This window comes from Acetobacter sp. AN02, assembly GCF_029759835.1.
In the GTDB taxonomy this organism is placed as follows: domain Bacteria; phylum Pseudomonadota; class Alphaproteobacteria; order Acetobacterales; family Acetobacteraceae; genus Acetobacter.
Genome location: NZ_JAJJND010000105.1, coordinates 1 through 7,379 on the forward strand (window position 1 = coordinate 1; position 7,379 = coordinate 7,379).

A 7,379-nucleotide genomic window follows, 5' to 3' on the forward strand; every position below is an offset into this window, starting at 1 on the left:
GCAGGACACCGGATCAGATCGCCAGACAAGGGTCTCGAGGGCATGCCCCCGAGACCCTTGTCATCCCATCAACCCCAGGCCATAGAAAACGGGAATTCTCCTTTTGAGTGGATACAAAAAGGGAGACACGTCAATACTTGGAAACTATCTGGCCTGAATTTTGCCTATTTCCAATGAAATAGCTGCCACATCAGCTAGATTTTCTGGAAAATTAAATGGTAAACATTCCTAATAAATAAGGAAATAAATGAAATACGATAAAAAAAACAACCCTGAAACTGTTCATAATGAAATTATGAAATCAGTTAAAAAATACCAGAATCCTATTCTTTCCTCTAGTATATTTCAGGTCGCGTCCACCATTCCTTCTCTTATTTTATGTTATTATCTCATTTACTACGGTTTAAAACGAGATTTTTTCTGGTCTTTGCTATTAACACCTATTGCATCAGGTCTATCTATACGAACATTTATTCTTCAACATGATTGCGGACACGGGTCTTTATTCAAAAGCCGAAGAGTAAATGATTTTATCGGATGGTTGTGTTCGTTGTTAACTTTAACACCGTATGATCATTGGAAAAAGCATCACAGTTTGCATCATGCATCTTGGAATAATTTAGATACTCGCGGTCGTATTTCTGATTTTTATTCAGATTGCATGACTGTTGCTGATTACCAAAAAATGACACGACTGAAGAAATTTTTTTACCGAATGAGTAAACAAAGTTTTCTAACTATATTTTTAATGCCGCCAATAATTTTTTTTATTGTTTATCGATTTGCATTTGATACCCCACTACATTGGGTACGTGAGCGGGTAGGTGTCTATGCCACAAATATTTGTTTGTTAGGTATATACGGAACGTTATCTTTATATCTTGGATTAAAATCCGTCATACTCGTAAGTTTTATGGTGATCTATCCAGCTTCCATTATTGGGGTCTGGCTTTTTTTAATTCAGCATAAATTCGAAAATGTTCAATGGTCTGCACACCCAGAGTGGAACAGCTACGATGCTGCTGTGATGGGTTGTTCTTTTCTACGTTTACCCCGGGTTATGAGGTGGTTTACTGGGGATATTGGAACACATCATATTCACCATATGGCTCCAGGCATCCCGAACTACCGATTAGTATCATGTCATGATGCACATCCAGTGTTTCAGGGTGTGAAAATTTTGAATTGGCGTGATGGAATACGAGAAGCACGCACCAACGTTCTTTGGGATGAAAAAACGAAGACAATGGTAAATCTACACTCTGTGAGATGAGAATATTTTCTGCATCTGGTGAAGGCTCTGGGATATTCAGATGGGCGGGGTAATCATCACCTGCTTGCATTTTAAAGAAAACAAGGCTGCTCAGGCGCTATTTCGTTACTGATCGGTGGAGAATACCGCCTCACTCACACACCCCATTCCTGAGCCATTTACGGGCCAATTTGATGGGTATTTCAGGTCTGGGTGAGTGCGGAGCAGGAGCGGCGCAGCCCGCGAAGCGCCAGACAAGCCGCTTTTCGTGACACGTCACGCAATCGCGCTCGCGCACGGTGCCACCCGTGAGACTCCCTGCCGGTGGATATGTGCGCCGCCCTGCGGGCCGCGTTCCGCCCGTGGAAAACGCTAACGCGTTTACCACCGCCTGCCCACACCACTACCCAAATGAAAATAACTCTATTTCAGAATGGATCAAAACTTGGGCCGCTGTCGTAATCCCTCGACCGGGAACGTGACGGCCCTCCACGCCCACGGCCTCGCACTGGGGCCTGCTGGCGCTTTTCCTGTTCCTGATACACCTTCAGATGCGCCCTTACGGCCTTCTCCTCGGCGTCCAGTCCAGCAGTGCCCAGAGGGTGCCCGTGAGCCTTCAGGGCGCGGTCAAACGGATCTGAGGGATATTCACCTGCAAGGAACCTATCACGGACATCTGGGGCCAATCTCTGCGCCCTCTTTGCCATGTCGGCCATACGCTCCTTGGCTTCCCGCACAGTCCGCTCTCTGGCTTCCCTGAGTGCCTGCTGGCGCAAAACTTCCTTGCGTTCCTCCTCACGCCTGCGGGCTTCTGCCGCCCGTCTGGCCTGTTCGTCCGCTTCCTGTTTTCCCTTCACCCTCAAGGCGTTCAGAAGGCCATTCACCCCTTTCCTCCTGGCGTCCATGGCCTGAGCTGCAACCTCCCTGACGGTGGCGGCCAGTTCGCGCACTATCTCCCGCACATGGTCGTTCAGGGTGCGCCTGCGCTCGTTCTCCTGAGCCTTGAACGTCTGGGGCTTGTATGGCTCCCCCTTCCGCTCCTGCTCGGCCTTATGCCTGCGCTCCATCGTGGTGCTGGTCGGCCCAAGATGTAGGGTCGGTATTTCATCCACGCCTTGCCGCTCATAACTGCGGTGATCAATGCGGGCGGGCTTCTGATGGCGCTCTAGTGCTTCATTGCACTGCATAGCCCATAACTCCCGAAGGCTCTCGATCTCCGGCCCACCCGTCTTGGCGGCGTCCAGGATGCGGGTTTTCTTGCCCAGCCCGTCCGGCTCGACCTCCCGTGTCGTGGTGAGGATATGGGCGTGATAGTTCCGGTCATCACCACCGGCACTGGGGGCATGAAGGGCAACATCAGCAGCTACCCCGTAACGCTCGACCAGGGCAGAGGCAAAAGACCGCGCAAGGTCTGCCCTGTCTTTGGCGTCCAGTTCAGCGGGAAGGGCAAGCACATATTCACGAGCGGTAACTGAGTTGGAACGCTTCTCGGTCTGCTCGGCAGCGTTCCACAACGCAGAACGATTATGCGCCCACTCGCAACCAGCTGGGGCAATGATGAAACTCTCATCAACCCCGGTTCTGTTGGCGTAGTCGTGCTGGCGTCCATCGCGTTCGTTGGTCAGCGTGTCTCCTGCTCGATAAGCCGCAGCGGCAACGGCACTTCTGCCGGTGCTACGCGATACGGTCTTAACGGACAGGTGGAAGATCGCCACGGGATCGGCTCGCTGACACAATGGGGTTGCAAGGGGTTCGCCCCTGTCGCACGCAAACTCGCAGAGTTTGCATAAGTGCGCCCTTAATACCTATCGGCATGAAGGGTTAGAAGGCAATGTCATTTGATGATAGAGTTACAATCAGAGGAGTGTTCAGAACATGACCAATTCAAGCCAGACAGCAAAATCCCAAAGAATTATTGACGCTGAAAAGAGGCTTGAACAAGCACGGAACGCTCTGAAAGATGCCCGCAATGCTGAGAATAAGCAGAAGCGAAAAATCGAAGATCGGCAGAAAATCATCTTGGGTGGTGCTCTTCTGAAAGCGGCAGAAGGTGATGAACGCTTCTCGAATGTGATTGATGCCCTTCTCAAACGTCTATCTCGTGAGCAGGACATAAAAGCTTTTCAGGATCACGGGTTCGCCACACCTCGGCCAGCACAAACTCAAGGTGAGGGCTGAGCATGAGTGAACCAGACGACACGGATGATTTCGGACTTCGTGCGTTTGAGGATCTGAAGAATACCGTTGAGCGGTCCAACAAATCCTACTCGGAAATTTCCGGTAAGCTGCCCGCCCTGGCAAAACAGCTTGAGGCACTGGACGCCAAAAGCACCAAAGCCGCTCAACGCGTTGAGGAAGCTGCACAGGACGTCACCAGCTACATTGAGACTGATCGTCGCACACTCCTCATCACCTGCGGATTTGGAGCCATCGCGCTCGTGTTCTGTGCGGCCTTTCTGGGTGACATCAAAGGCAGTCGAACCGGATACGCTCAAGGGTTCGCTGAGGGGCAGCATGAAGCCAAGCAGCGCGATGCACTGGCAGAATGGGCCGTATCCTCACCATCAGGCCGCATGGCCTACGAAATGGACAGGATGGGGCAGATTCAGGCGTTCGGTATGTGCAAAATCGAAGGCTACAAGATCAGAACCGACCAGAAAGGGACATGGTGTGTTTCCGTCTCCGGTAAAGGCCTCATGTGGCCTGTAGCGCGCCCCTGACCTCCACCAGTAGAAAACCCACCAGAACAACCACACACCCCATTCCTGAGCCATTTACGGGCCAATTTGAGGGTTCTGGGCAATGTTTGCAGGTCGGATACGGCCTTGGCCGTCCATTCATATTTCACCGCCTGGGTTCCGGGAGCGGGAGCGGGTTAGCCTGGTCGAGACTGTCAGCCCATGCCTTGACGGCCTCGGCGCTAACCGTCCGGCCTACATCCACGTCGGCCAGGGCTCGGCGTGTCGCCCGGTCTTTTTCCGCCTCATAGGCGAGGTAGGACGCCACGGCTTCCCGCATTACCCATGACCTGGGCCGCTCTATAGATTCCCCATACCGATCCATTGCATCCACCAGATCAGCAGGCATCTGCACACTGACCACCTGCTTTCCGGCTGAAAGTTTCTCGCTCATGGCATCACCTTAGTTGGTTTTAATAACGCTTATTAAGGAAAAAGCCTGCACCGCTTCAAGCGAGATCGTCTGGCCTGCTTCATGCTTCTTGAGCATTTTTCCCTATCCGGTTTCTCTGCCGGTGCAGGTGACAGGCGAGCGCGGAGCGGCGTAGCCCGCCATAGGCGCTGACATCGGAGAAGGTCGGGGCATGAAATGCGTCATTTTCCGGGTGTCATCCACAGCAGTTGCTCACACCCACTTCCTTTCTTTTCTTGTTTCTTCTTGTTTATATGAAAAAAACCCTTTTATTTCATATAGATACAAGCAGTTAATCCGTCATTTTCCGGGTTTAATCCGTCATTTTCCGGGTTAATCCGTCATTTTCCGGGTGTCATCCACAGGCCCAAAACCCCTTACTCACACCTCAATTCCGTCACCTTCCGGGTAAATCCGTCACAAAATAAAATTGACTGATTTTGATATTTCCGTCATTAAAATTAATAGACGGATTTACCCGGAAGGTGACGGAATTGAGCGCAAAAACGGCAGTAAGCCGCAAAACATACGCCGTAATTCCCACGCATGACCCCCAGATTACGATGAGCAATGCTCTCGTACGAGCAGGTCACGGCCTGACGCTGGCGGAGAAGCGTATTGTCATGCTGGCCGTATCCAAACTGGATAGCCGGGCACCGACACCAGCCCCCACATCACTTGTGCCACGAACCAAGATCACGGCAGCCGAATATGCTGAAACATTCTCCGTTGATGCCAGGACAGCCTACGAAGCCTTACAGGATGCGGCAAAGCACCTGTTCGACCGTAAAATCACCTTTTTCGAGCCTGCCTACACACGGGCCGGAAAACCACTCAAACCCATCCGCAATGACATGCGATGGGTAGGCCGGTGCAAATACCATGAGAATGAAGGTTGGGTTGAACTGTCATGGTGGCCTGACCTTCTCCCATCACTCATGGGGCTAAAAAAACAATTCACCACCTACAAGCTGCAACAAGCCAACGCTCTCCGATCAGCCTACTCATGGCGGCTCCTAGAACTACTCATGCACTATCGGGACAGTGGGATAGCCGAATATACTATTGAGGATTTCTGCGCCTCGATGGACGCCACAGAGAAACAGAAGGCGGATTTCAACAATATCCGTCGCCGCATCATCGAGCCCGCTGTCAAGGAACTGGTCGAGAAAGACGGCTGGCTTATCCAGTGGACGCCCATCAAGGCGGGTCGAAAGGTCTCACGGCTTCGCTTTGAGTTCAGGAAGAACCCGCAACCCGACCTGTCCCCCCCACCATAATCAGTCTGACAAGTCCGACAAAAACGTCAGACATGACAGACAGACGATCCCCATGCTCCACTCATACCAGACAAGTCATACAGTGGAGTCAGACATGACAGACGATCCGAAGCCATGGTCAATCCGTGGCGTTCATCCCGAAGTCAGAAACGCCGCTCTTGCAGCGGCCAAACGAGAGGGTGTCACGATAGGGGAATGGTTGGACAGAGCCATTCGCTCACACGTTAAAATCGGCAGAAAACCGGGAGAAAATACGTCTGACAATGCCGTCAGACAGATGGTGGACTTGTCTGACGCGGAGCGTCTTGTCAGTATGATTTCCCGGCTGGCCGAGGCTGGTGCGCCTGTCCCTAAGTCGGTCGCCAGCAAGGCTTACAATGTCATACGGGATGGGCTGAAAGACGTTCAGGGAAGCCGGAAAGTTGAATCCGCAGCTATTACCGATGATCGAGATGTCGCATCTTGACGAACAGACCGGCGCACCCTGCTCATCTCCTTCAGGCCTTCGGCATATGCCGAATTGAAGGCTACAAACCTATCCAAAGAAAAGGCCAGACGATTTGCGCCCCGCTCTCAGGGACCGGCCTTCAATGGACAATGATCGGAAGTCGTTGAAAATCACCAAGAGCCTAACTCAAAAAGCGTTTTGAATAGTTTTTGAAAGAAAAAGAATTCTGACTAATGGTTTGATTTTGATGACTCGATAAAGGTTGTGAGCAAAGAAAAAATTGAGAACTGATAGATCATCCCTGTAAAAATCTCACAACCGACAACAAGCCGTGATAGGTCGGCGGTAGGATATATGTCTCCATATCCTGTTGTTGTAATAGTAATAATACTAAAATAAATAGCTATTGGAAGAGAGAAGTATTTTTCCGACGAAGGTATGGAAAAAGGATGATACATATTGTCGTTTAATATAATATAAATTATAGCGAAAGAAATACACGTAAATAAATAAGTTATAAAAGTAAAAAAAGAGGCTACTATCTTAGGTGGGTTATGCTTTGTAAAAAGCCTTGTGCCAACAACAAGGCTTAATATTGGACTCGCAAGTGATGTTGTTATTCCTACAAATATAGAAATTTCTTTTGAAACTAAATTCAAGCTATATAATAATATAGACACAACCTGAATTGATATTATTATGATATAAATCACCGAAAATAATGAAATTTCTTCATTTTTTCTATAAAAAAATCTCATTTTAATAAATTTTATTATTTTTATTCAATAATAAGATAATTTTTTTTATTTTAGTTCGTTCCATAGTTACCTTAATTCCATTGTGTCGTGCTCATCATCATATGCCGTAGTAACCGAAGAAGAAATTTTCATCCAGCTTTTTATCAAGATATAGGTTTCTGATTATAGAGCTGATCTTCTTCATAAGCATTTTATATCGCATTTAACAGATGGAGGGATCGAAGAACCCTTGATTGATGTTGACGCGCCCCCCGAAAGTGTAACCATTTAAAAGTAGAGTCCGATCGGAAGGATCCGGACGGATGAAACGCAGTCGCTTTACGGAAGAGCAGATCATAGGGATCCTGAAGGAACAGGAATCCGGCTGGAAGATGAAAACATCCGCCTGAAACGTCTTCTGGCGGATGCGATGCTGGATAATGCGGCACTGAAGGAAATTGTTGGAAAAAAGTGGTGACGCCTGTCGCGAAACGGCAGGCGGTCCGACATAT

The 7,379-nt window shown here is 49.4% G+C and carries 8 protein-coding genes and 1 pseudogene; 6 read left to right on the top strand and 3 right to left on the bottom strand.

Annotated elements, in window-relative coordinates:
* Nucleotides 1-247 precede the first annotated feature (247 nt).
* Nucleotides 248-1,273: a fatty acid desaturase gene (locus LOC54_RS10590; protein WP_279313784.1), complete on the top strand. Its 1,026-nt coding sequence runs from the start codon at nucleotides 248-250 to the stop codon at nucleotides 1,271-1,273.
* Nucleotides 1,274-1,680: 407 nt separating this feature from the next.
* On the opposite strand, the gene mobQ is transcribed toward LOC54_RS10590, so the two are convergent.
* Nucleotides 1,681-2,967, bottom strand: coding sequence for a MobQ family relaxase (gene mobQ, locus LOC54_RS10595; protein WP_279313785.1), 1,287 nt, complete (start codon nucleotides 2,965-2,967; stop codon nucleotides 1,681-1,683).
* 160 nt (nucleotides 2,968-3,127) lie between these two features.
* Between mobQ and LOC54_RS10600 the strand changes: the two genes are divergently transcribed.
* Together LOC54_RS10600 and LOC54_RS10605 are read left to right on the top strand one after the other, a co-directional pair.
* Entirely contained in the window at nucleotides 3,128-3,430 is a 303-nt protein-coding gene (locus LOC54_RS10600) for a mobilization protein (RefSeq protein WP_279313786.1), read from the top strand.
* Nucleotides 3,431-3,432: 2 nt separating this feature from the next.
* Nucleotides 3,433-3,972: a hypothetical protein gene (locus LOC54_RS10605; RefSeq protein WP_279313787.1), complete on the top strand. Its 540-nt coding sequence runs from the start codon at nucleotides 3,433-3,435 to the stop codon at nucleotides 3,970-3,972.
* A gap of 124 nt (nucleotides 3,973-4,096) precedes the next feature.
* Here the strand turns inward: LOC54_RS10605 and LOC54_RS10610 are convergent, their stop codons facing one another.
* Nucleotides 4,097-4,384 carry a ribbon-helix-helix domain-containing protein gene (locus LOC54_RS10610; RefSeq protein ID WP_279313788.1) on the bottom strand — a complete coding sequence of 96 codons (288 nt, stop codon included), beginning with the start codon at nucleotides 4,382-4,384 and terminating at the stop codon, nucleotides 4,097-4,099.
* Nucleotides 4,385-4,965: 581 nt separating this feature from the next.
* Between LOC54_RS10610 and LOC54_RS10615 the strand changes: the two genes are divergently transcribed.
* Both LOC54_RS10615 and LOC54_RS10620 read left to right on the top strand, forming a co-directional pair.
* Nucleotides 4,966-5,682: a replication initiation protein gene (locus LOC54_RS10615; protein ID WP_279313789.1), complete on the top strand. Its 717-nt coding sequence runs from the start codon at nucleotides 4,966-4,968 to the stop codon at nucleotides 5,680-5,682.
* A gap of 94 nt (nucleotides 5,683-5,776) precedes the next feature.
* Entirely contained in the window at nucleotides 5,777-6,148 is a 372-nt protein-coding gene (locus LOC54_RS10620) for a hypothetical protein (protein WP_279313790.1), read from the top strand.
* Between the two features lie 212 nt (nucleotides 6,149-6,360).
* On the opposite strand, the gene LOC54_RS12380 is transcribed toward LOC54_RS10620, so the two are convergent.
* Nucleotides 6,361-6,888 (bottom strand): potassium channel family protein, encoded by a 528-nt coding sequence (locus tag LOC54_RS12380; RefSeq protein ID WP_408740345.1) that lies wholly within the window; start codon nucleotides 6,886-6,888, stop codon nucleotides 6,361-6,363.
* A gap of 302 nt (nucleotides 6,889-7,190) precedes the next feature.
* Here LOC54_RS12380 and LOC54_RS10625 point away from each other — a divergent pair.
* Nucleotides 7,191-7,379, top strand: a pseudogene (locus tag LOC54_RS10625) (IS3 family transposase); the annotation flags it as partial.

Bases quoted from the DNA above. Each gene is read 5' to 3' on its own strand.
- LOC54_RS10605 (WP_279313787.1), top strand. From the start codon at position 3,433: ATGAGTGAACCAGACGACACGGATGATTTCGGACTTCGTGCGTTTGAG.
- LOC54_RS12380 (WP_408740345.1), bottom strand. From the start codon at position 6,888: ATGAGATTTTTTTATAGAAAAAATGAAGAAATTTCATTATTTTCGGTG.
- LOC54_RS10600 (WP_279313786.1), top strand. From the start codon at position 3,128: ATGACCAATTCAAGCCAGACAGCAAAATCCCAAAGAATTATTGACGCT.
- LOC54_RS10615 (WP_279313789.1), top strand. From the start codon at position 4,966: ATGAGCAATGCTCTCGTACGAGCAGGTCACGGCCTGACGCTGGCGGAG.
- LOC54_RS10620 (WP_279313790.1), top strand. From the start codon at position 5,777: ATGACAGACGATCCGAAGCCATGGTCAATCCGTGGCGTTCATCCCGAA.
- LOC54_RS10590 (WP_279313784.1), top strand. From the start codon at position 248: ATGAAATACGATAAAAAAAACAACCCTGAAACTGTTCATAATGAAATT.
- LOC54_RS10610 (WP_279313788.1), bottom strand. From the start codon at position 4,384: ATGAGCGAGAAACTTTCAGCCGGAAAGCAGGTGGTCAGTGTGCAGATG.